20 protein-coding genes are annotated in these 23,057 nt (G+C 38.7%); 11 read left to right on the forward strand and 9 right to left on the reverse strand.

The features are described 5' to 3' along the window. The first annotated feature begins 107 nt into the window (after positions 1–107). The gene (locus EZ444_RS22930) at positions 108–2,174 is read left to right on the forward strand and encodes a TonB-dependent receptor (protein WP_131611745.1); all 2,067 of its coding nucleotides are present in this window, start codon (positions 108–110) and stop codon (positions 2,172–2,174) included. Here the strand turns inward: EZ444_RS22930 and EZ444_RS22935 are convergent. Next, positions 2,171–2,587, reverse strand: coding sequence for a single-stranded DNA-binding protein (locus tag EZ444_RS22935; RefSeq protein ID WP_131611747.1), 417 nt, complete (start codon positions 2,585–2,587; stop codon positions 2,171–2,173). The genes EZ444_RS22930 and EZ444_RS22935 overlap by 4 nt on opposite strands. Positions 2,588–2,806: 219 nt before the next feature. Between EZ444_RS22935 and EZ444_RS22940 the strand changes: the two genes are divergently transcribed. Further along, entirely contained in the window at positions 2,807–3,175 is a 369-nt protein-coding gene (locus tag EZ444_RS22940) for a hypothetical protein (protein ID WP_225874824.1), read from the forward strand. Between the two features lie 34 nt (positions 3,176–3,209). After that, positions 3,210–3,947 carry a ThuA domain-containing protein gene (locus EZ444_RS22945; protein WP_131611749.1) on the forward strand — a complete coding sequence of 246 codons (738 nt, stop codon included), beginning with the start codon at positions 3,210–3,212 and terminating at the stop codon, positions 3,945–3,947. Between the two features lie 8 nt (positions 3,948–3,955). Here EZ444_RS22945 and EZ444_RS22950 read toward each other — a convergent pair whose 3' ends face one another. Next, a complete protein-coding gene (locus EZ444_RS22950) occupies positions 3,956–4,546 on the reverse strand; it encodes an HPP family protein (RefSeq protein ID WP_131611751.1) in 591 nt (196 codons plus the stop codon). Positions 4,547–4,654: 108 nt separating this feature from the next. Here EZ444_RS22950 and EZ444_RS22955 point away from each other — a divergent pair, with 108 nt between their 5' ends. Together EZ444_RS22955 and EZ444_RS22960 are read left to right on the forward strand one after the other, a co-directional pair. Beyond that, the gene (locus tag EZ444_RS22955; RefSeq protein WP_225874825.1) at positions 4,655–5,701 is read left to right on the forward strand and encodes a hypothetical protein; all 1,047 of its coding nucleotides are present in this window, start codon (positions 4,655–4,657) and stop codon (positions 5,699–5,701) included. Beyond that, the gene (locus EZ444_RS22960) at positions 5,631–7,937 is read left to right on the forward strand and encodes a hypothetical protein (protein WP_131611753.1); all 2,307 of its coding nucleotides are present in this window, start codon (positions 5,631–5,633) and stop codon (positions 7,935–7,937) included. Before EZ444_RS22955 ends, EZ444_RS22960 begins: the two co-directional genes overlap by 71 nt. Before the next feature lie 154 nt (positions 7,938–8,091). Here EZ444_RS22960 and EZ444_RS22965 read toward each other — a convergent pair whose 3' ends face one another. Beyond that, a complete protein-coding gene (locus tag EZ444_RS22965; protein WP_131611755.1) occupies positions 8,092–8,709 on the reverse strand; it encodes a LuxR C-terminal-related transcriptional regulator in 618 nt (205 codons plus the stop codon). A 133-nt stretch (positions 8,710–8,842) separates the two neighbouring features. Between EZ444_RS22965 and EZ444_RS22970 the strand changes: the two genes are divergently transcribed. After that, entirely contained in the window at positions 8,843–11,668 is a 2,826-nt protein-coding gene (locus tag EZ444_RS22970; RefSeq protein WP_131611757.1) for a sensor histidine kinase, read from the forward strand. A gap of 31 nt (positions 11,669–11,699) precedes the next feature. On the opposite strand, the gene EZ444_RS22975 is transcribed toward EZ444_RS22970, so the two are convergent. Beyond that, positions 11,700–12,734, reverse strand: a complete 1,035-nt coding sequence (locus EZ444_RS22975; protein WP_131611760.1) for a FecR family protein — start codon at positions 12,732–12,734, stop codon at positions 11,700–11,702. A 182-nt stretch (positions 12,735–12,916) separates the two neighbouring features. Here EZ444_RS22975 and EZ444_RS22980 point away from each other — a divergent pair, with 182 nt between their 5' ends. Continuing rightward, on the forward strand, positions 12,917–13,399 hold the full coding sequence (locus EZ444_RS22980; RefSeq protein WP_131611762.1) for a hypothetical protein: 483 nt from the start codon (positions 12,917–12,919) through the stop codon (positions 13,397–13,399). A gap of 2 nt (positions 13,400–13,401) precedes the next feature. Here EZ444_RS22980 and EZ444_RS22985 read toward each other — a convergent pair whose 3' ends face one another. From EZ444_RS22985 to panB, 5 genes are all read right to left on the reverse strand, one after another. Continuing rightward, positions 13,402–15,084: a glycoside hydrolase family 28 protein gene (locus tag EZ444_RS22985; protein ID WP_131611764.1), complete on the reverse strand. Its 1,683-nt coding sequence runs from the start codon at positions 15,082–15,084 to the stop codon at positions 13,402–13,404. Next, on the reverse strand, positions 15,081–15,554 hold the full coding sequence (locus EZ444_RS22990) for a hypothetical protein (RefSeq protein WP_131611766.1): 474 nt from the start codon (positions 15,552–15,554) through the stop codon (positions 15,081–15,083). The genes EZ444_RS22985 and EZ444_RS22990 overlap by 4 nt, the downstream gene beginning before the upstream one ends. A 2-nt stretch (positions 15,555–15,556) precedes the next feature. Then, a complete protein-coding gene (locus EZ444_RS22995; protein ID WP_131611768.1) occupies positions 15,557–17,110 on the reverse strand; it encodes a putative Ig domain-containing protein in 1,554 nt (517 codons plus the stop codon). 134 nt (positions 17,111–17,244) lie between these two features. Further along, positions 17,245–17,931, reverse strand: coding sequence for an RluA family pseudouridine synthase (locus EZ444_RS23000; protein WP_131611770.1), 687 nt, complete (start codon positions 17,929–17,931; stop codon positions 17,245–17,247). Beyond that, on the reverse strand, positions 17,931–18,746 hold the full coding sequence (panB, locus tag EZ444_RS23005; protein ID WP_131611772.1) for a 3-methyl-2-oxobutanoate hydroxymethyltransferase: 816 nt from the start codon (positions 18,744–18,746) through the stop codon (positions 17,931–17,933). Before panB ends, EZ444_RS23000 begins: the two co-directional genes overlap by 1 nt. A gap of 398 nt (positions 18,747–19,144) precedes the next feature. Between panB and carA the strand changes: the two genes are divergently transcribed. The 4 genes from carA (at position 19,145) to aqpZ (ending at position 22,909) form a co-directional block, all read left to right on the forward strand. Then, positions 19,145–20,257, forward strand: a complete 1,113-nt coding sequence (carA, locus tag EZ444_RS23010) for a glutamine-hydrolyzing carbamoyl-phosphate synthase small subunit (protein ID WP_131611774.1) — start codon at positions 19,145–19,147, stop codon at positions 20,255–20,257. Beyond that, entirely contained in the window at positions 20,257–21,027 is a 771-nt protein-coding gene (locus EZ444_RS23015) for an ABC transporter ATP-binding protein (RefSeq protein WP_131611777.1), read from the forward strand. The genes carA and EZ444_RS23015 overlap by 1 nt, the downstream gene beginning before the upstream one ends. 7 nt (positions 21,028–21,034) lie before the next feature. Then, complete coding sequence (locus tag EZ444_RS23020) at positions 21,035–22,126, forward strand: ABC transporter permease (protein WP_131611779.1); 1,092 nt, start codon at positions 21,035–21,037, stop codon at positions 22,124–22,126. A gap of 90 nt (positions 22,127–22,216) precedes the next feature. Further along, the gene (gene aqpZ, locus EZ444_RS23025; protein WP_131611781.1) at positions 22,217–22,909 is read left to right on the forward strand and encodes an aquaporin Z; all 693 of its coding nucleotides are present in this window, start codon (positions 22,217–22,219) and stop codon (positions 22,907–22,909) included. The last annotated feature ends 148 nt before the right edge of the window (positions 22,910–23,057 follow it).

Below are 23,057 nucleotides of genomic sequence, written 5' to 3' on the forward strand. Positions count from 1 at the left end.
ATGAAATATGAGCGACAAGCGTGTAAAATTTAAATAGCACATATAAGAGCGTAAATAGCCAAAATGTGAGTTAGAATTATTCGTACTAAATTTTAGCTTTGCTTTAGATGAAAGCAATTTTTACAAGCTGTTTGATTGTGCTTGGTTTTTTTAGCATTGCACAAACAAAACAAGACACCACGAAAAAACTAAATGAGGTCGTTATTCACCCTTATTTCTCGGCGCAACCGCTATTAAGATCAACAGGTTCAATCGGTTTAATAGATCAGGCGGTCATGGATAAGCAACCCTCGGCTTCATTTGTTTCTACAATAAATACCATACCGGGTGTCCGCATGGAAGAACGCTCACCGGGTAGTTACCGCCTTTCTATTCGTGGGAGCTTACTGAGATCGCCCTTCGGAGTAAGAAATATTAAAATATACTTTGATGACTTCCCCTTAACAGATGCAGGTGGGAACACCTATTTCAATGCGCTGGATGTATCCGCTGCACAGAGTTTACAGATTTTAAAAGGACCACATGGCAATATCTTTGGCGCAAACTCTGGTGGCGTAATACTAATCCAACCACAGGGCACCGTTTCAGATAGTACAACGTTAGGTTTGAAACTTGAAGGCGGTTCTTATGGTCTCTTCCGGGAAAATTTAATTTTAAACCAGCAGTTTAACAAATACAGCTTTAACCTTACGCAATCCTATCAACGTAGTGATGGCTACCGTGACCACAGTGGAATGGATCGTAAATACTTCCAGACTTTCCACAAATGGGATTATGCAAAGAATGCCACACTAAAAGCATTTATATTTTATTCAGATCTCCATTACAATACACCCGGTGGGTTAACCGAAGCACAGTATTTGCAAAATCCAAAATCATCAAGACCTGCAGCGGGTGCCTTAAAAAGTGCGATACAACAAAATGCAGGGATCTATAGCAATACATTATACGGAGGGATTGCCAACAACTGGCAAATCAATGAGCAGCTAAAGCATGTAGTAGCTGTTTTTGCTTCCTATACGGACTTTAAAAACCCGTTTATTACCAATTATGAGAAACGAAAAGAACTTACACTTGGCTTGAGGTCATATCTTGAATATGAACGGAAACAGACTGATTTGAACTGGAAATTCGATTTGGGCGTGGAAAGTATGCAAACCTCAACCGATGTAGACAATTACGTAAACAATCTAGGTGTTCCAGCTGCATTACAAGCTTCAGATAAATTAAAGGCCGCAGCTAATTTTGCTTTTGCTCATCTCACCGTTGATCTATTTGATAAATGGCTATTTGAGCTTTCTGCCAGTGCCAATTTGTATAAATATGGTTATGAAAGCATCGCTCCTATAGCTATTGCAAAAAACACAAATAGCTTTGACATTCAGGTGATGCCAAGAGCCGCACTATCTTACCTTGTAGACCAACGTTTATCTTTAAGAGCCTCAGCGAGTAAAGGTTACTCCCCTCCTACGCTGGCAGAAATCAGAGCCTCGAACAATGTGATCAATATTGACTTGCAACCGGAATATGGTTGGAATTACGAAACCGGGTTAAAATATCAAACATTAAACAATAGATTGTTTATTGATGTAGCCGGCTTCTACTACAATCTAAAAAGTGCAATAGTGAGACGTTTAGACGAAAATAATGCTGAATATTTTATCAATGCCGGTGGTACCAAGCAATGGGGATTGGAAAGTACACTTGTTTTTTGGGTGATTCCAACTAATGCGTCAAATTTTGTACAAAGCTTGCAGTTTCGAAATGCTTATACCTTAAGTCACTTTAAATTTGACAAGTACCAGGATAAAACTGCTGATTTTTCAGGCAATAACCTTACAGGTGTTCCAAAAACGACGGTAGTTAGCAGTGTTGATGTACAGTTGCCTAAAGGTTGTTACGCTTTTTTCCAACACAACTTTACTTCTCGAATTCCACTAAATGATGCCAATACAGCTTATGCAAAAAAATACCATCTCCTGCAGGCCAAAATTGGGTATAGAAACTTGCGCATTGGTCGTGTTCCCGTAGAGATTTTTGCAGGGGCTGATAATCTATTAAACGAAAACTACAGCCTGGGTAACGACCTCAATGCTTTAGGAGGTCGTTACTTTAATGCTGCTGCTAAACGTAATTTTTATGGGGGCTTAGCGGTAAGGTTTAATAAACCTTAAGCCTCCACTTTTTTTTCTATTTCCACTTTAGACTCCCTTTCCTTATCCTCCTCCATCTTGTCTTCCTTCTTCCTTTTAATCTCCAGAACGTCCAATTCAATCGCAGTTACGACAACCTCAGTAGAATAGCGAAGATCCCCGGCCTTGTCTTTATAACTTTGCATATTTAGTTTTCCTTCGATACTAAATCGTGTTCCCTTCCTAACCGCTCTTTCCACCAACTCTACTCTTTTGTTCCAGAAAATTAAACTAAACCATTGTGTTTGGTTTACCGAAACTCCCTGGCTATTTTTATAAACTTCATTCACCGCAATACTTAGCCGCGCCATTCGTTTTTCATTTGCAAAATTGATGATAACCGGATCAGTTCCTGCAAACCCGGTTAACCGCACACTGTTTCTTACTTTTTCCATTTTTCTAGATATTTAGTTAGTATTGACTTCATTCACAGCTGTTAGTGCGATCGCCAATTAAGCAAATGTGTATAGAATGGATACAATAAACATGACATTACACGGGTATATCCGGTTACATCCGTATAATTAAGATAATTGAAATACAACTCTGTATATTTACAATAATTAATCTGAAAAAATATTAACCTATTGTATAGCCCCCTGTAAATTAAAGCTATGACCCCACCTATAACACGTTTATGTTTGGATTGCGGCAGCCCCCTACACGGGCGGATTGATAAGAAGTTCTGTGATGATCAGTGTAGAAGTAGCTATAACAATAAGATAAAGGCAGAAAACAATGGTATGATCAAATCGGTTAACCTCATTTTAAAAAGAAACCGCGACATACTGGAAAAACTGAATCCTGCAAAAGAAACAAAGGTTAGTGGAAGCAAGTTAATGGCCTCTGGATTCAATTTTAATTACCATACACATAGCTACGATAACTATAAGGGTAACAAGATATGTACCTTCTGCTATGAATATGGTTACATACGGCTACTCAACGACGAATATTTATTGGTCAAGGAAGTCCTAAAATAAAATATTTACTACCTTAGGTGCAAACTAATGAACTATGTCTAAGATTTTCACCTCCTTTATAGCAACCAGCCTACTGGTACTGTTTTTTGTAAACCCTGTAGCGGCAAAGAAAAAAATCCTCGTATTTTCTAAAACAGCAGGCTTTCATCACAGCTCTATAAAAGTAGGAGTCGCTGCAATTCAAAAATTAGGATTGGAAAATAAATTTCAGGTAGATACCACTATTGATGCCACAAAATTCACCTATAAAAACCTTAAAAAATATGAAGCTGTCGTTTTTTTAAACACAACAGGGGATGTTCTTAATGAGCAGCAACAAGCCGCTTTTGAGCAATATATTAAAAATGGTGGTGGCTATGCGGGCATACACGCCGCTACAGATACAGAATATAGCTGGCCATGGTATGGCAAACTTTCTGGTGCTTATTTTACAAGTCACCCCGCCCAACAAATGGCAGATTTAATTGTACTCACCAGAAGTACTATTGCTACCAAACATTTACCTGAAATATGGAAAAGAAAGGATGAATGGTATAATTTCAAAGAAATTGGCCCAGACTTGAATGTATTGATAAAGATTGACGAAGGCAGCTATACCGGCGGTAAGAATGGCGATAACCACCCTGTTGCCTGGTACCATAATTTTGATGGAGGAAGGTCATTTTATACTGCACTTGGTCATACAGAAGCATCTTATACAGACCCTCTATTTTTAAAACACATTCTAGGGGGCATCCAATATGCAATGGGGATAAAGAAAATGGAGCAATAGCCTTTTTCTTATACTTGATTATTAACCTTTACAGGGCGCCCGCGCTTCAATATTGGTGTTGAAGGATATTTCCGATGCCTTAAATTGTTAAATATCAATGCAACAGCAAAGAGGATCAGTACTCCGGACAATACTGGCGATAATACATACAAATAACCCAACTCCTCTATCTTTTTACCACCAGTAACCGCAATTAGCGCTGTTGCTCCACCCGGAGGATGCAAGGTTTTGGTAATTTGCATAGCTACTATGGATAGGGAAACCGCCAAAGCACAGGCAAACCATAGCTCGCCGGCAAAGAGTTTAAAGACAGTCACCCCAATAATTGCGCAGATCACGTGGCCACCAATAAGGTTACGCGGCTGAGCTAGTGGGCTATTAATGATGCCGTAAACCAGCACAGAAGACGCTCCAAACGAACCAATAAGGAATAAATTATCACTTGCTACCAAATATTGACTATTTAACAACCCTATTAAACCTATACCAACAAAAGACCCTATAAAGGTGAGTACGTGTTCCTTGGCATCGATAAGTGTTTCACGATACAGGATGTATCGCGCTTTGCGGTATTGTTTTCTAATAATTCTTCTGGGCATCGCTTTTCTATATTCGCCGCAAAAATAACACAATATCTAGTCATCTACTAGTCATTATTTTCTTACCTATGGGATCAATCTTGGCGAAGTTATTGAGTATGCTTGCCCATGGTTAATACCAGTGCTATTTTACGCTTCCCATCTTCTACTTGTCTGATTTTATTGACACTTTTTTGTGCCTCCTGTAAAAAAGAGCATAAAACATCAATATCCTTTTATTACTGGAAACAAAACTTTCAGCTAAGCAAAGGACAGACTGATATTTTAACGGAGACTAATAGCAAGAAGCTTTACATTCGTTTTTTTGATATTAAATGGAATACGAAAGCTCAAAAACCTTACCCAGAAGCCATCATAAACTTTCGGCAACAATCGCCATCTCTGGACATTATTCCTGTAGTATTCATTACCAACCAAACCTTTGAAAAACTGGACCAACAAGGTGTAGACAGCCTGGCTATAAAGTGTAATGAACTGCTAAAAAATCTTTCGGTTAGACAAAAAATCAATTGCAAGACTATCCAGATAGATTGTGATTGGACAGTTGGTACAAAGGATAAATACTTTAATTTTTTACACTCATTAAGGGCCCTTAGCAAAAAGACACTGGAGGTGACCATCAGGTTACACCAGGTTAAGTATCAATTTAAAACTGGTATTCCTCCTGTAGATCGTGGAGTGCTGATGTTTTACAATATAGGCAAGTTATCCGCTGATCTAAAAGAGCCCAATTCTATCTATAATACCCAGACAGCAGAAAAATATGTGGGCAGCTTAAACAATTACCTTTTACCTTTGGATATTGCATTACCTGTATTTTCCTGGGCTTTACAAATCAGAGCAAACAAAGTGATACAGGTATATGGAAAAATAGGAAGAACTGAACTGAGCAATGCCCAAAATTTTAGTCCCACTGCACAAAAAGACATATATAGAGCGGTACGTAATTTCTTTACAGGTGGCATCTACATAAAAACGGGCGACCTGTTTAAACTCGAAGAAATAGACAAAGCATTATTAAAACAGGCTGCAGTACAATTAGCAGCGCATTTAAAGAAAAACGAAAAAAGAACAATCATCTACTATGAACTGGGCAATCTCAATTTATCAGCATTTAAAGCAAAAGATTTCGAAGAAATTTCTACTTATTTTTAGTCTTTTCGGACTTTCTGCCGGTGGCATAGTGTGGGCCTGCTCAGACTACGGATTTGATTATGAGTATTCAAGCTTCAGTCCCGAAGCCTTCGTAAGCAAAGAATACACCCCCTTCTTTTATACGGAATACATTTCTTACTATGGGGATTACTACTATTCTGAAAACAGTACCTCCCGTTACAACGATGTGATTGTAAACGAATGGCAGAGTTATTTTGACGGTAAACTCGATAAAAAGTCCCTCCAATATTTGCTAACAGCAGCCACGGCTAAAGGCGTCGATTCGGTATATGAGCACATGAAGGGCAAAATAGCTGTACTGCCCAATGAGATGCCGCAATTAAAGTCTTTAAAGCTTGACAAAAAGAAAGTAAATGCTTTTTTCGATTATCTTCGGCTAGCAAAATCAACAGAGCTTTTTGCAGCTACTGATGTCACCCATTCATGGGAACCGCAGCCACAAATAACTGTACCCGCTAAACTGGAAGAACAGATACTAAAGCATTTTAAAAAGGCAAAAGATCCCTTTATAAAGCAAAGACTATGGTTTCAATTGGTCCGCTATTATTATTTTATAGAACGCGGAGACGAGACCATATCAGCAGATGCTTCTAAAACCCTAAATACATTTAACATTTATAAAAATGCATTCCCGCAAAACATGATGTACCATCGTACCTTAGGTTATGTGGCAGGCTGGTATTATAAAAATAAGGACTATGCCAGGTCCAATTACTTCAATAGCTTATGCTACAATTATTCCATGGAAGCAAAGATTCCTGCAGAATGGAGTTTCCATCCGCAGGAGGAGGCCGACTGGATCAGGACACTACAAATGGCAAAAACTACTGCAGAAAAGGCTACGTTATGGCATTTACTCGGCATTCATTATGATACCCAAAGGGCAATTCAGGAGATTATCAAGTTAGATTCGAAGTCGGAGAAACTGGACCTTTTGTTGGCCAGAATTGTAAACATTACAGAACACAGCCTTGGCAACTTTTATCAATCTTCGCCCGACTCGGCTTCCCTACAAACCTTAAAGCAAAACACCGCCCTGATCAGCAGCATAGCTTTAAAAAACAATACGGCTAAACCTTATTTCTGGAACCTGGCAGCTGGTTACTTAAATTTCATGAGCAAGGATTATACCGCCGCCAGATCTTTCTATAATACAGCAAAACAACAACTTCCAAAAGACGACAAACTCGTTATGGCCCAATACAAAATACTAGATTGGACTTTATACGTCAAGGAATTGAAAAATATTGATGCAAAGGTCGAGGCCCAAATGATAGAACCTTTAACGTGGTTTGCGAATCTCAAAGATAGAAAAGATACTATCCCTTCATTAAGGTTTTATAAGGCATTGGATGAAAGTATCAGTAACCTGGCAGAGCTCTATAAGAAACAAGGAGATGTAGTTAAGGCTAATGCTTTTAAAAGTTACTACGAATTTTATGCGGATAACAATAAAATAGAACAGATGAAAGCTTTGCTACAAAAACAGCATAAATCAGCTTTTGAACAGATTATGCTCCGTTATTATCCATTCGATATGCACGACCTCTATTATCATCAATCGCAAGTGCTTACCTATCAAGATAAAATTGATGAAGCAATTGTAATGATGAATAAAAGCGAAAGCACCGGTTTTATTATGCCGGCCAATCCTTTTAACATCAGAGTAAATGATTGCCATGATTGTGATCATGAGCGCAAACCTGCTAAGGACTTATACGCTATCGACGTTTTAAAAACCATACAAAGCATAAAAGCTGAAATAAAGCAGGGCAAAAACGTTTACAAAAATGCGTATTTACTCGCCAATGTTTTTTACAACATCACGTTTTACGGTAATTCGAGGACGTTTTATCAAGGAAAAGTGATGCAGGTTGAAGGGAATACTCCTTTTGAAATCCCTAGCACATTCAGAACAATGCTACTATCCAATAAGATTGCCGAAAAATATTACCTGATGGCAGCCAATGTCGCTAAAACCAAGGAACAAAAGGCCAGGTGTATCTTTATGGCGAGCAAATGTGAGCGCAACGAGAGTTACAATCGGTCTTATAATAAACCAGAGAATGCAAACTCCGGTTATTGGGATGTGAATATAGAGCCGGTTTTCTTTGGGAAATATTTCTCCGTTTTAAAGACCCAATATGAGGATACTAAATTCTATGACGAAGCCATAAAAGAATGTGGATATTTCAGGAGTTATGATGATAAATAATAGCTTTTTAAAAAATATGATGTCCCACACAATATTCTCTATTGTAAAGCGTCTATATATGTGAGAGCGTTAATTTAGATGAGCGGGAAGGGTCGGTAGGATCTTTCCCGCTTTCTTTTTATAGGGTAAATGATAGATTAGCCAGTGGCTGTAATTAGTTCTTTTTTATTTTGTTGATGGCCGAGATCCGGTTAGTTACATGAAGTTTTTTATAAATATTTCTAACATGAGTTTTAACTGTCCCTGTACTGATAAAAAGCAGATCTGCAATCTCTTTATTGGAAGTACCCTGAGCTAACAGCGCTATAATTTCCTGTTCTCGAAAGCTCAGACCGTTATCAATTTTCAATACAGATTCATGAAAAGCACATACTACTTTCCTCGCTATAAAGGGACTCATTGGGGATCCGCCATCACGAAGTTCCTTAATAGCCATCTGAACCTGTACTGTAGTAGAATCTTTAAGCAGGTAACCCAATGCGCCTGCTCTTAGCGCCTCAAAAATGCTGTCATTATCGTTGTGGGTACTGCAGACCATTAGTTTGGCATCTGGAAGAATCACCTTTAGCTTCATAATGAGTTCAATACCCGACATACCAGGCAAACGCAGATCAATTAGCATAATATCAGCCGGCTGAACATATATTTTACTAAGCATATCTTCTGCTGAGTTGTATATACCACGAACATTAAATCCATCAATTGCATTTATAATATCTCTCAATACCAATCCGAACTCAATATGATCTTCTACAATAGAAACATTTGTCATGTACCAAATATTATTTGCAATTTTATAATGAAAGGTTAAGTAGTACGAAAAATAACCAATTTTCTATTCTAATCATAAGTATCTGAAAAAAATATTACTAATTACATCAATTGTTATTCTGCTTGCAGCGAAAGTGTTTGCACAGGCGTCAGCTTTCAGCTCGATCAAAGGATTTCCAACAAATGAGGTTTATGATCTGCTTGTTGATAATAAGGGTTTTCTATGGGTGGGTCATGACCTTGGTCTATCCAGATATGATGGAATCTCCATCACCAATTTTTCGAACCCCAGTCAAATGTCGCTCAGCATAACAGATCTTGCAGAAGATAAATACGGACGTGTCTGGAGTCATAATTTTAGTAATCAGATCTTTTATACTAAAAATGAAAGGCTTCAGCTATTAAATGCTTATAATAACAAGTCTGAGTTGAGATTTCCGAGACTAGCGTTAACAGATGATGAGCTAATTGCAACAACCAACAAGGGGCTATTTATTTGTGACTTAAAGACACTAAGTTCAAAATACCTTTCCCTGAAAGGGAAAAATAGCGCTACTACTTCATTAATTAGTTTTAACCGCCAGGTAATTGCCTATGGCAACGGACAATGGTATTGTTATTCCAGAAATAATGGACTAAAGCCACTTAAAGCAGATTTCAAATTAATAAATACACAGGATTTTTATCTTCATCCGGTTCTGTATAAGGATACAATGCTAATCACCTCCTCGTCTTCAGGTGAAATAAAAAAAATAATGCTAAGTGGGGATTCGATCAAATTAGTGAAATCGGAGAAAAAAGGAGATTTTATAAACACCGTAGTTCTCCATCAGCAAAAATTATGGATAAACACCAAATCCGATAGTTATTCGACCACTGGAAACCTACGCATTAACGGACTGAATTTAACCGATATGGTTACAGATGACGAAGGAAATACCTGGTATAGCAGCCTTAAGAATGGAATAATGGTAAAGTATGGTAAGGCGGGCTTTGCGCTGAATAATTTTATGATTCCAAATAAAGGCGATTTTATTAGATCAATGGCCATGCAAGAAAACATTATTGCAGCGGGAACCCAAAATGGTCAATTGATCATGTATAACGCCATTAAAAAGCAAGAACTTTATCGTCTAGAAATTCCTGAAAAATCTGGGTCAATTGAGCGGATAAGCAGATATTTTAATGGCAACTTCTTGCTTTCGGCTTCAGTCGATAATTTTGTTTTAGATGTAAAGACAAAAAAACTGACATTAATTGATCATACTATATCCAAAGACACAGACTATCATAAAAATCTATTTTTTAATGCCACCTCAAAAAGTATTATCATCAAACCAGCTATTGATGGAGATTATACAGCTACAAATGCAAGATCATTACTTTTCCCTTCAATGGCTATAGGAAATGATGAATGGGGCTCTTTTTTATATAAAGATGTACGTTGCAGGGCCTTGAAATATGATTCTTTATCAAAGAACCTGTATGTTGCACTTATAAATGGGCTACATGTTATTAATAAAAGTGGGATTAAAGCCATTTATTATAAAAATAGAGCCATTAATACATCCTCAATGGCATATAGTAAGGATGGTCTTTTTATTGGTGATTTTAATAGAGGCCTTATAATTTTTAAGGGCGATAGTATTCAAAACTTTTCCGTGGCCGACGGTCTTTTATCAAATACCCTGTTAAAAGTTAAATTATTTGACAATCACCTTTGGCTAATTGGAAAGAAAGGAATTCAGCTATTTAACACCAGAAATAGAAGAATCGTAAACGATTTGCAATTCCCTACTCTAGAGCAGGGAATTGTATATGATGTACATGAATTTAAAAACAATGCTTACATATGTACTTCAGAAGGTATTTATGAAGTCCCCCTTAAAACGAAAAAAGAGCCAAAAACTTTAAACAATAGCCTACTGTATACTTTGGTGAACAATATAGACACTGTTTTTTCTGCATACAAGGAGTTTCCATATCATAAAAACAATATCCTTTTTGAAATAGCTGCACCATGGTTTAGTAACCCTCAGGGTATACATTTTAAATATCGTTTGCTTAATGGATCTAATCAGGAGTGGTTAGTAACAAATCCGGCTGAAAGAAAAATCAATTACCCTTCACTTGCTCCTGGCCGTTATACATTTGAAGCAAGGGCGACTGCGGCCAGCGGCGAAGTGGCTTCAAAACCTATTAAATTTGATTTTATCATTAACAAACCCTGGTGGATCCAGCCTTGGTTTATTTTGCTGAGCTCACTATTTGTATTGGGAATTATTTTTACTGTTGTATGGGCCTATTTCCGGAATCGCTTAAAACAAGAGCGCATATTATATGAAAAGAAGCTTGCAGTAGAAATTGAAAGACAGAGAATAGGCAATGAAATTCATGATGATATTAGTGCAGGCCTGTCTGCTTTACGTCTACATACTAGTCTGACAGAAATAAAAGCTAGCTCAGAACCTGTACAGCAAGACATTATAAAGATTAACTCAGGAATCAAAGAGCTATCTTCTCAGCTGAGGGAAGTTATATGGGCACTAAACACCGACCATGATTCGATCGAAAACCTTATCTATTATATTCATCAGCAATCAATTTCCTTTTTCCAAACATCAGGAATCACTATAAAAGTAGATTTACCTGTGTTCATTCCCGAGCATACTATAGGTGGTGAAAAACGCAGGCACATTTATCTTGCTATTAAGGAATCATTCCAGAATATCATCAAACATTCATCGGCAACACTTGTGAATTTAACTATACATACTGAAAAAAATCAATTAATCATTGTAGTGAAGGATAATGGTATCGGCTTTGTAAAAAAGAGTAGTGTTGAAAGTTCTGGTATCAAAAGCATGACAAATCGAATGGAAAAAATCGGCGGAAAAATGGAAATCGTTTGCGATCACGGAACACACATAAACTTCTACATACCTATTAGGGTAATATAAACTCTTGCTCATTTGGTTTTAGAAAGTCGAATTATTTCATTACAATGATCCTCCCCTCTTCAACTTTAAAGTGTACATCGCCTGTTAATTCAAGCTGACTTAACACCTTGGAAACATGAGAAAAACGCGAAACACTTCCGTCAAATAGCTTCTTTTTATCTACGCCCTCGTATACAACATCTACATCATACCATCGGGATACCTTTTTCATGATGCTTTCCAAAGGTTCGCCATCGAATATAAACAGGCCATTCTTCCATGCCAAAACCTCCTGAAGATCAGCCTTAATTACGGTAATGACACGATGATTTATAACAGATTGCTGGCCAGGCTTAAGGATTACCTTATTCCCGTTTGTAGCTTGTAGATTATTCACTTTAACAGCGCCTTCAAAAAGTGTAGTTTTCACGAATGAATCATCAGCATAGCTACTGATATTGAAATGTGTACCCAAAACTTGTACTTCTTGTTTTTTAGCCACTACTTTAAAAGGATGTTTTGCATTCTTCGTTACTTCAAAATAGGCCTCTCCGCTCAATTCAATCTTTCTTTCGCTCAGAGAAACAAAACTCGTTGGGAATCTAAGGGTTGAAGCGGCATTTAGCCATACTTTAGTGCCGTCTGGCAATATAACCTGATAAGTTCCACCTTTAGGCGTTGAAATCGTGTTGTAAGTATATCCCTTATTTTCAGTATCACCACCAACAACTTCATATACCAATTGTCCATTTCCAGTTTTACGAACTATAGTACCCGCATCTTTTGCTAACTCGCCATCAGCAGCCTCATTGAGTGTAATGGTTTTCCCATTGGCTAATGTTAAAGTTGCTCTATTACCACCAGGGGGAATATCATGGGAAACAAATTCGGCAGCCAGATTCTTAAAATTGACATTCGGATAATTCTTATGGAACATTGCGGCTATTCCAGTTACAATTAAAGCAATGCAAGCGATAGAAAGATAAATAAAGGCTCTTTGCTTATAGAAAGGAATCGGAGCAGTCTTGCCATCATTGTCGGCCTTTAACTGCTCTTTATTCTCATTTTCTGATTGCTGTGTTCGCATTTTTATAATTAATGATAAGCTTAGTTAAGATCCGAAAAAATAATGGATCATGCTACCAATATTATATATAATTTCTGGATTAAGTACAATAACGAGCATTTTTGGCACCATTTATCTACAAAAAAGCGTATTTAAGAAACAACTACCTCATCGACTTGTTATAACCTCATAATTATTTTAGCATGAAATCAACAATCCTAATACTGGCAGCCTTTTCATTAATCATGGTGTCCTGCAACAATGAGAATAAAGAGAAGCATGACGCCAACCAAGCGAAAATAACCGCGAAAGACACTGGTACAGAACCAAAAATAAATAGTAACGACTGCTATGCCCACTTCAAAAACAGGGATACGGCTACCCTTAAAATAAATATTGAAGGCAATAACCTGATTGGAGATCTAGACTATAAATTATTTGAAAAAGATAGCAACAAAGGTAAAATTGCCGGTCAAATAAAAGGCGATACCATCATTGCTGAATATACCTTCATCTCTGAAGGCGTAAAATCGGTAAGAGAAGTTGCTTTTCTGAAAAAAGCAGATGGTAATCTATATGAAGGCTTCGGAGAAGTCATGGAAAAGAACGGCAAAATGGTTTTTAAAAACCACTCTGCCTTAAAATTTGATGATTCAATGGTATTCACCAAAACAGACTGCAAATAAGTCTACGCTCTTACTTTGAGCGACTTCAGATTAGCTCCTGCCCTATAAATCGCTTGTTTTTTTGCTTTTCTTAAATCCCCACCGTCAATGGTAATACCTTCGTTTGAGGTTCCCTCAAGACTTAACAATGCCTGACAAGGTGTTAAAACACGGACAGCGGTAAACAACAGATCCTTTGAGTTCACAACTCTTAACAATGATTCTGCGCTCATACTCCCCTGTACACTTAAACCGTTGATGGCAGCATCTTGTACATTGTCCAAAACTACGGCAGGACGGGCATCTTCAGCAGCAAATTCAAAACGTACATTTTGAAGCGTTAAGCCTTTTACATTTCTTGCATATAGTCCATAAGCAGGCGGACCACCTGGAGCAGTGTCCCATACCCCAAAATACTCAGCAGCTACTTTCGGCACATCCCTTTTACCCGCTTGCGCAACAGTACCACCGCCCGCATATTTCACATGAACATCAGTAAAAGATATATTTTCAAGATAATGATCACCCATTGCATTTAAAGTAATGCAGGAGTTTTTTTCGCCTTCCCAGGTATGCAGATCAAAATGAATATCTGGATGCGGAACTGGCAAAGCAATAACCGAAGCCCGGATGCCATTAAATGAAATATTTCGGATATAGGATTTGGTTGTGGGTTGATTATTGTCTGGATTTTTATTATTACTTACCCCACTAAAACCAATACCAATAGGCCCTGTCACATTCTTCATGATGATATTCGAGAAGGAGAAGTTCTCTATGTTTGCCCTTCCAGAACTAATCTTTATCGGACAGCCATAGGTATCATAAATCAGGCAATTGGAAATAGCTATATTTTGAGAATCACCCCCACCAAAACGAAATATAGACCAACGTGTGCTAAAGCTACAATTGGTAATGGTTACAAATCGGTTGCTCCCAAACAATGAACAGGCATCATCCTGACACTGCACATCGCAATTGGTAATGTGCACATACTGACAACTAGAAAAATGAAAACCATCATTATTTTTATTTACGCGATTATAAATCCTTACCCCATCAATATAAACTTGTTTACACTGCAATAAGCGGATGCAATGATAGGCGCTAGCTTGTAAAAAAACATCATGCAACCGAAGTTCAGTACATTGATGGAAAATGAAAAGATGTGGACGGTCGAAATTGCCACCAACACCATTTTGTCCGGGCCCGGTATTGTCTCCTTTACCAGTATAAAAGGCCAAACCATTGCCATCTACAGTCCCTTTTCCTTCAATACTTAATCTTTCTGCATTTACCGCATATAGAAAGACGATATTGCCGTTGCCCGAAGGGACACCTTTCCCGGCAGTGTAATCTTCTCTTTTCGGACTGCCCAACAACCTGCCTCCTGCCGACAAATGAAAGGTTACATCTGACTTAAGTTGCAGTGTACCCGACAAAAAAACTCCGGTAGGAAGCAATACTGTTCCTCCTTTAGCTACATTACAAGCATCAATTGCGGCTTGAATAGCTAGCGTGTCCAAGGTTTTTCCATCGCCCTTTGCGCCATAATCCATTACATTATAAACATTGGATTTACCCGGCTCAACACCAGGTATTTTGGCACTAATCATTGCGGCCCCCGCTACTGTTAAGGCAGGAACGGAAACTTTACCCAACCAGGCACGGCGGGATAATTGCTCTGAAGCGTCTTTATTTATCATTCTTTATAGAATTTAAGGGTTAATTCTGCTTTTGGAGCTTCCAAAATTTCTCCGGTATCTTTATCTTCATATTTAATATTGGTAAAATTCGCTTGCCAGGTCATCTCCTTTTCCGTTATATCAGTCAAAGTCCATAGACTAGCATTAAATATTTCAGCATCGTTCAATTTCATGTAAATTAAGTTCCGCTCTTCTGCCACATTGTATGGCGTATTCACAACTGTGGAATCCTGAGTTTCGATTTTAGCCTTTGCACCCTTTACAAAACTGACATTTGTAGCCTGACTGTTAGCAACCAATACTTCTTCATATTCTTTTTGTCCCGACTGATCAAAATAAATCATATGATTTGATTGAACCGACCACTTCCCTATCAGGTCATCGTTGATTTTAGCCACCTGCGAGCCATCTTTTTTGCACCCAATAGCAACTATTGCCATAAATGCGATAAACAACAACCTAATCTTCATGCTTATTTAGCTGGGAATAATTGAACCATCACCACACCATGTTGAGCGACATCAGTAGAAAATTCCTGATCAAAAGTCCCAAGATCCTTCTGGCGCCATAAGTCGCGCACCACATACTTCCCTTTAATGCCCAGATCTGACCACTTTAACACCATCTTTTGCACACCATTGTCTGCAAGATTAAACAAGCCTGCAGCTTTACTACCATCTTCCATATCCTTTGCCATTACACCAATATCTCCTTCGTTTATAATTACAGTTGCTTGTTTACCCAACGGGTCCTGATTTACAGCATTTACTTCATCATTGGTGAGTAGGCCCAGTGTAAAATCATCCAATTTCGATATATCATTGCCCAACAATAGCGGCACAGACATTAAACACCAGGCGGTCATGTGTGTGTATTGCTCGTCAGGAGTTAATTTTGAAGGCCATTTTTCCGGCGCATTCCAACCTACAACCCCCACAATCATCATATCAGGATCATTCCAATGACCAGGACGCGCGTATTTCGCCCATTTATCCTGGGTAAAGATTCTGCTCTTTAAACTCTTCCAATTGTCCTTAATATCGCCACCGGTGCGCCATGCATTGGAAACTTTAGACAAGTCGGCAATGGTTGCAAACGGGGTGCTGTTGGATAAACTATATACAACATCACGCCCGCTGTTTCTGAGGGCGTCATACATCGCCTTTGTCTCGGTTAGTTCTATCGGATTCCAATCGTACTTTAAATAATCAAAGCCCCAATCGGCAAATTGCTTAGCATCATTATCCCAAAAATGGTGTGTTCCTATGGCATAAGGCAATAATTTTTTATTACGCGCTACATTTTCCTTTGTACGCTCAAATGTTCCTTCAGGATTCAAAGCAGAGCCACCAATACGATGTCCATACGACTCGATCCATGGTGTTGAGTAAGTACCTATTTTAAGTCCGAGCCCGTGTACCTGATCGACCAATTTCTGGATATCAGGAAAACGACTGCTATCCGGAAGAATAGCAAAGTGCTTTCCTCCCCTTTTTCCCTGCCAGCCATCATCAATATTCATATAAGACCAGCCATAGTTAATTAAACCAGTCTCTGCCATCGCTTTCGCTTGTGTTAACACTTGCGCCTGTGTAATTCGGGTACCATAGATATTATAATGATTCCATCCCATTGGTGGAGTCAATGCGATTTCTTCTCCAACGATTATTTTAAAATCCTTATTAGATTTGCCTAGAGCGTTGGAAGCCTCAACCTTGATGACATATTTACCAGCTTTAGCTATTGATCCGGAAATCCGCCCTGTCTTAGGATCAACTTTAACTCCTTTAGGTAATTGACTGGCAGAAAAAATCATTGGTCTGTTGCCCGAAGCTGGGATGGTAAATAAAATAGGATGCCCCGGACGGACGCCAAATACTTTAGGTCCATTTATTCGAGGTTCTGGCTTAGCCTTAGGTGTTAAAGTAACGGTAGGACTTACTTCCTGAGCAATTACGGAAGGACAATAGCAGCTCATAAAAAGTACTGCTACTGATAACATTTGTTTGGCAGAAGTTAGTTTCATTTACACTTGTGTTAATGAAACTAAAATTAGGTAATCGCCTAAGGAAATAATTGTACTTTATACGCTTAATTGTCAATCATCTTGACATTGATTAGTACGATCGTCATGACGAACCGCATAAAAAAAGGGATTCTTTAGAATCCCTCAAATTTTTCCCAGAAGCCATCTACAGGCAGTTTTGCAAAAATATTGACCGGTTCCTTTTTAACCGGATGAATAAATTGGAGTCTGCGCGCATGTAGACAGATACTGCCTTTGCGACTACCACGTGGGTAGCCATATTTATTGTCGCCCACAATCGGACAGCCTAATGTAGACAGCTGTACCCTGATTTGGTGCGAACGCCCCGTTAATGGATCTACTTCAATTAAATAATAACCATTTAGTTCTCCAATAAGCTTATAGCTTAATTCAGAACGTTGGCTACCCGGCACTTCCGTATTATAAGGGGTAACTACGTTTTTTTGTGGATTCTTAATCAGCCAATGAACCAGCGTACCAGATGGCTTTGCAGGTTTATTGCGCACAACAGCCCAGTAAGTCTTTTTAACCTCCCGGTTTTTAAACATTGCATTGATCCGTTCCAACGCCTTGCTTGTTTTAGCAAAAAGGATTACGCCACTTACGGGTCTATCCAAACGGTGTACTACACCTAAAAATGCACTATTGGGCTTATTATACTTTGCTGCCAGGTATTTTTTAACCTGTTCGTCTAATGGCTCATCGCCGGTATCATCAACTTGTACAATATCCCCTGCACGTTTCATTACGGCAATAAGGTGATTGTCTTCGTAAAGTATGTCTTTATCAGTTACAGGCATTAATATTGTTCCTTTTCGTTTGGAAAATCGTTCCCTTTAACATCTCTGATATAGGATTGAGCAGCTTCTTTAATGCCTTCATATAAATCCAGGTATTGACGTAGGAAGCGTGGTTTGAAACCTTTCGTCAAACCGATCATGTCATTCACTACCAAAACCTGTCCGTCACAGTCACCACCAGCACCAATACCAATAGTTGGTATATGTAAGTTCTGTGAAACTTCCTTACCTAATTTGGCTGGAATTTTCTCTAATACTATAGCAAAACATCCAGCTTCCTGCAAAGCCAGGGAATCAATTCTTAATTTCTCAGCCTCTGCCTCATCTTTTGCTCTTACCGTGTAAGTACCGAATTTATATATAGATTGAGGAGTAAGTCCCAAATGGCCCATTACAGGAATACCGGCTGTAATGATACGCTGTATAGAGTCTACAACTTCAGTTCCACCCTCAAGCTTCACGCCATGTGCGCCTGATTCTTTCATGATGCGGATAGCAGAGTTTAAGGCTTCTTTTGAATTACCTTGGTAAGAACCAAAAGGCAAATCGACCACTACAAAAGCACGGGCAGCACCTCTAACGACTGATTGTGCATGATAGATCATTTGATCTAATGTAATAGGAAGTGTGGTTTCGTGACCAGCCATAACATTGGAAGCCGAATCGCCGACTAACAATACGTCTAGCCCCGCATCATCGAGGATGGTTGCCATTGAATAATCGTAAGCAGTTAACATGGAGATCTTCTCACCACGTTGTTTCATTTCCTGTAATATATGAGTAGTTATTCTTTTTACTTCTTTATTTACCGACATGCTTTATAGTTTTGTTAGCGCAAAATTAGGTTTTACATTCGTAATAAAGGGAATTTATTGTTTTTCTGACATTCTGCCTTTAATTTGGTAGCAAAAAACTGAATTAAATTAATGAAAACTCAAACCCATCCCCCCACTCTTCAGGTCGAAAACAAAAAAAGATTTGACGAATGCGAGAAAAAAATATATCCCGAAAGGCTATTCCCGGCCAGTATACAGATAGATTTAGGAAATGTTAAAAAAAATCTTGAATAAAACCTGCAAAACCCTATCTTTGTACCCCGAAATGCAGGGCTTAATTAACAGCACATTTGTTAAAGACATAATCGGTGTAAAAACCGAAGCGAAGACCTCATTTTTCCTTTTTTTTACACCCATAATTTCTCATTATAATTACCATGACTAACTACACCAAGTTACCTGCTATCTTGTTATTGGCTGATGGAACCGTATACTATGGCAAAGCTGCCGGAAAAATAGGCACTACCACTGGCGAGATTTGTTTTAACACCGGAATGACAGGATACCAAGAGATTTTTACAGATCCTTCTTATTTCGGTCAGATCATGGTAACCACCAATGCGCACATTGGAAATTACGGAATTCATAAAGAAGAGATCGAATCTGAAAGCATTAAAATTGCTGGACTGGTTTGTAAAAACTACAACATCGGCTTTAGTCGTAAAGAAGCTTCGGAATCTATTCAGGATTATTTCCAGAATGAGAACATTGTAGGTATTTCAGATATTGATACTCGTGCACTTGTACGTCACATCAGAAACAAAGGTGCCATGAATGCTATTATTTCTTCTGAGATTACGGATTTAGAAGAATTGAAAAAGAAATTAGCTGAAGTACCTTCTATGGATGGCCTTGAGCTTTCTTCTCAAGTTTCGACTAAAACACCATATTTCTACGGTTCTCCGGATGCTACTTATAAAATAGCCGCTTTAGATCTTGGAATTAAAAAGAACATCCTTCGCAATTTTGAACACAGAGATGCTTATGTACAAGTATTCCCTGCAAAAACCACTTTCGAAGAAATGGATAAATGGGGTGCTGATGGTTATTTCATCTCTAACGGTCCCGGCGATCCTTCGGCCATGCCTTATGCTATTGAAACCGTCAAAAAAGTTTTAGCAGCAGACAAACCTATGTTTGGTATTTGCCTTGGTCATCAGCTACTGGCAGAAGCCAATGGTATCGGTACCATGAAAATGTTTAACGGACACAGGGGATTAAATCACCCGGTTAAAAATATCATTAAAAACCACTGTGAAGTAACTTCTCAGAATCACGGTTTTGGTGTGATTCCTGAAGAAGTAAAAAGCTCTGATAAGGTTGAAATCACGCATCTCAACTTAAACGACCAGTCTATTGAAGGGATCCGCGTAAAAGGAAAGAAAGCATTCTCGGTACAATATCACCCAGAATCTTCTCCAGGCCCTCATGATTCACGTTACTTATTCGATGATTTCATCGAAATGATTAAAGGTGAACTGGCCTGGTAATGTCAACTAAAAATGCCATTATCAGTGTAAAAAACCTGGTAAAAAAATATGATGATCTCACAGCCGTTCAAGGCATTAGCTTTGAAGTGTATGAAAACGAAATCTTCGGACTTTTAGGACCTAATGGTGCTGGAAAAACCACCACCTTAGAGATCATTGAAACACTTCGTGAGAAAACTTCAGGAGAAATCCTGGTAGATGGCTATTCGGTAGAAAAAGACGCCAATAAGATCAAAAGAATTATTGGCGTTCAATTACAAGCTGCCGGCTATTATCCAAACTTGAACTTGGTTGAGCTGATGGAGCTTTTCTCAGGTTTATATGGAGTAGACATTAAGCCAATGGAGATGCTTGAAAAAGTAAACCTTCAGGATAAGGCCAAAGCAAAATACAAAGCGCTTTCTGGTGGACAGAAGCAACGCTTTTCTATTGCAACGACCTTAATCAATGCGCCAAAAATAATCTTCCTTGATGAACCAACTACGGGCTTAGACCCACAGGCTCGTCGCAATTTATGGGACTTGATCATCAGCATTAGAAATAATGGAACAACTGTAGTGATCACTACCCATTATATGGACGAAGCGGAGCAATTGTGCGACCGCGTTGCTTTTGTAGAACGAGGAGAAATCATTGCACTTGATACCCCAGATAATCTAATAGATAACCTGGTGAACAGTGGATTCGAAAGAAAAAAAGAAGTTAAAAAGGCCAACCTCGAAGACGTCTTCATTAACCTGACCGGTAAGGAATGGCGGGAGGACAATTAAAATAAACATGGGCAAACCCTACAATAATACCAAAGCTACCCTCGCACTTGCCAAAGCAAGTTTCCGTTCCATCATGCGCAGTCCTTCTGCAGTTGTTTTTACACTTGCCTTTCCTTTAATATTTATCCTTGTTTTTGGCTTTATAGGAAGTAGTGAGATCAAAGTAAAACTAGCTGTGGCTCCGGGTTCTGATCTGCAAAATCCAGTGATCCAGGCATTGGAACACCATTCAATGGTTAGCCTGGTTAAAGATACAGATACTGCTGACATCAGAAACGGGCTGGAAAAGGGGAATATTGATGCCCTCATTAATGTTAAAAAGAATGAAGCAGGCACACCTGCTTATCTCGCAAACGTTCAATATACATCAGCATCTATGGATAAAGGCAGCATACTTAAATCTGTCCTAAACAATTTGCTAAGTACGCTTAATGCTAAAGATGTAAAACCTACTGTTGCCGAACTTTACGAAAGTACAGTACAAGGCAGGGTTTATCGCAGAATAGATTTTATCTTACCGGGACAATTGGGCTTTTCGCTACTCAGTACTGGTGTATTTGGTACTGCATTCGTGTTTTTCAGCTTACGTCAAAACCTGGTGATCAAACGCTTTTTCGCCACGCCTGTTAAAAGATCAAGCATTGTTTTTGGAGAGTGTTTGGCCAGAATAGGCTTTGCCTTATTGGGGGCAATTTTCATCATTGTAATCGGCCATTTCTTTTTTCATTTTACCTTGATACATGGTGCAATTACAGTCTTAAATATGCTTTTGCTTTCTATCATAGGGCTCATTGTCTTTATGGGTTTCGGCTTTGTCGTATCAGGCATCGCTAAAAGTGAAAGCACCATCCCCCCAATTTCAAACATCATTACGCTCCCTCAATTCTTATTATCGGGAACCTTTTTTTCTATTGATGTATTCCCTACCTGGCTTCAACCAATCAGTCGTGCTTTACCCCTAACCTATCTAAATGACGCCATGAGAAAGGTGGCATTTGAAGGTGCTGGATTATGGGATGTAAAACAGCAAATTTTGATCATGGTGATTTGGGGAATTGGCATATATGCCGTTGCGGTCAAAACGTTTAAGTGGGAGTAAACCCTGCCTGAGCCTATAATTTCCCTATTGGAATATTAAATATTTGTAGTTAATTTCATTGTAAACAAACACCTTGAAAACAACCTACATATGAAAAAATTTGCTGCAGAATTTATTGGAACATTTTGGTTGGTATTAGGCGGTTGCGGAAGCGCCGTTTTAGCCTGTAATTATCCAGGTGCCGGCATCGGCTTTTTAGGCGTTGCTCTTGCATTTGGACTAACTGTAGTCACTATGGCTTATGCGATAGGACACATTTCTGGTGCACATTTAAACCCCGCCGTGTCTGTTGGTTGTTGGGTTGCCGGCCGTTTAGATGGCAAAGACCTTGTTAGCTATATCGTAGCACAGGTTTTTGGGGGTATAGCCGCCGCAGGTGTTCTGTACCTCATTGCGACCGGCAATGGAAGCTCAATTGGCAGCTTTGCCAGCAATGGTTATGGTGATCTTTCGCCAGGCAAATACAGTCTGGGGGCAGCCATGGTTTGCGAAATCGTAATGACCTTTATCTTTTTACTGGTTATACTTGGCGCTACCGATAGCAAAGCACCAAACGGCTTTGCAGGATTAGCAATAGGCTTATGCTTAACCTTAATCCACTTGATTAGTATCCCAGTAACCAATACTTCAGTAAATCCTGCCAGAAGTACCAGTCAAGCATTATTTGCTGGTAGCGACGCCTTAGGACAGCTTTGGTTATTCTGGCTTGCCCCAATTGCAGGTGCAATTCTAGCTGGTATCGTTTATAAAACCTGCTTTGCTTCTCCGCCAGAAGGCAGATAAAACTTCATAAAAACATTAAAACAGTATTAAGAGGCCTGCTACATTTTACGTAACACGCCTCTTTTGTATTCATGTGAATTCGTCATCGTTAAAAAAAAGTGATCACAATCCCTATAATTTAAAAATTATTATAACTTTGGATATTGTC

The organism is Pedobacter hiemivivus (assembly GCF_004331685.1).
Lineage (GTDB): Bacteria > Bacteroidota > Bacteroidia > Sphingobacteriales > Sphingobacteriaceae > Pedobacter > Pedobacter hiemivivus.

Bases quoted from the DNA above. Each gene is read 5' to 3' on its own strand.
- EZ444_RS22930 (WP_131611745.1), top strand. From the start codon at position 108: ATGAAAGCAATTTTTACAAGCTGTTTGATTGTGCTTGGTTTTTTTAGC.
- EZ444_RS22935 (WP_131611747.1), bottom strand. From the start codon at position 2,587: ATGGAAAAAGTAAGAAACAGTGTGCGGTTAACCGGGTTTGCAGGAACT.
- EZ444_RS22940 (WP_225874824.1), top strand. From the start codon at position 2,807: ATGACCCCACCTATAACACGTTTATGTTTGGATTGCGGCAGCCCCCTA.
- EZ444_RS22945 (WP_131611749.1), top strand. From the start codon at position 3,210: ATGTCTAAGATTTTCACCTCCTTTATAGCAACCAGCCTACTGGTACTG.
- EZ444_RS22950 (WP_131611751.1), bottom strand. From the start codon at position 4,546: ATGCCCAGAAGAATTATTAGAAAACAATACCGCAAAGCGCGATACATC.
- EZ444_RS22955 (WP_225874825.1), top strand. From the start codon at position 4,655: ATGGTTAATACCAGTGCTATTTTACGCTTCCCATCTTCTACTTGTCTG.
- EZ444_RS22960 (WP_131611753.1), top strand. From the start codon at position 5,631: ATGAACTGGGCAATCTCAATTTATCAGCATTTAAAGCAAAAGATTTCG.
- EZ444_RS22965 (WP_131611755.1), bottom strand. From the start codon at position 8,709: ATGACAAATGTTTCTATTGTAGAAGATCATATTGAGTTCGGATTGGTA.
- EZ444_RS22975 (WP_131611760.1), bottom strand. From the start codon at position 12,734: ATGCGAACACAGCAATCAGAAAATGAGAATAAAGAGCAGTTAAAGGCC.
- EZ444_RS22980 (WP_131611762.1), top strand. From the start codon at position 12,917: ATGAAATCAACAATCCTAATACTGGCAGCCTTTTCATTAATCATGGTG.
- EZ444_RS22985 (WP_131611764.1), bottom strand. From the start codon at position 15,084: ATGATAAATAAAGACGCTTCAGAGCAATTATCCCGCCGTGCCTGGTTG.
- EZ444_RS22990 (WP_131611766.1), bottom strand. From the start codon at position 15,554: ATGAAGATTAGGTTGTTGTTTATCGCATTTATGGCAATAGTTGCTATT.
- EZ444_RS22995 (WP_131611768.1), bottom strand. From the start codon at position 17,110: ATGAAACTAACTTCTGCCAAACAAATGTTATCAGTAGCAGTACTTTTT.
- EZ444_RS23000 (WP_131611770.1), bottom strand. From the start codon at position 17,931: ATGCCTGTAACTGATAAAGACATACTTTACGAAGACAATCACCTTATT.
- panB (WP_131611772.1), bottom strand. From the start codon at position 18,746: ATGTCGGTAAATAAAGAAGTAAAAAGAATAACTACTCATATATTACAG.
- carA (WP_131611774.1), top strand. From the start codon at position 19,145: ATGACTAACTACACCAAGTTACCTGCTATCTTGTTATTGGCTGATGGA.
- EZ444_RS23015 (WP_131611777.1), top strand. From the start codon at position 20,257: ATGTCAACTAAAAATGCCATTATCAGTGTAAAAAACCTGGTAAAAAAA.
- EZ444_RS23020 (WP_131611779.1), top strand. From the start codon at position 21,035: ATGGGCAAACCCTACAATAATACCAAAGCTACCCTCGCACTTGCCAAA.
- aqpZ (WP_131611781.1), top strand. From the start codon at position 22,217: ATGAAAAAATTTGCTGCAGAATTTATTGGAACATTTTGGTTGGTATTA.